At 63.4% G+C, this 265-nt stretch carries 1 pseudogene; it reads right to left on the bottom strand.

Going from position 1 to position 265, the window contains the following annotated elements:
- Window positions 1–265 (bottom strand): annotated as a pseudogene (locus tag C5749_RS19405) (cytochrome c biogenesis protein CcdA); the annotation flags it as partial.

Raw genomic sequence — 265 nt, 5'->3', positions numbered from 1 at the left:
CGGAGCCGAAGGCTATGGTGATGAGCATGCCCAGTGCGACGTAGATCACGATGATGAACAGCCCGTAGAGCAGCGCCCGGGATATCCCCCTGGCGCGGGAGCCGCTCTGTTTGGTGAAGAAACTGACGGTCAGCGGGACCATGGGGAATATGCAGGGCATGATGAAGGCCGCAAAACCGCCCAGCAGCCCGGCAATGAAGATGCCCCAGAGGGACTGCTTGCCCTCGGAACCGGCGTCCACCGGCTGTACGGGTGCACCGGACGC

Origin of the sequence: Sphingobacterium gobiense, from assembly GCF_002980575.1 — a bacterium.
Taxonomy (GTDB): domain Bacteria; phylum Bacteroidota; class Bacteroidia; order Sphingobacteriales; family Sphingobacteriaceae; genus Sphingobacterium; species Sphingobacterium gobiense.
This window is presented reverse-complemented; position numbering and strand designations above follow the sequence as displayed.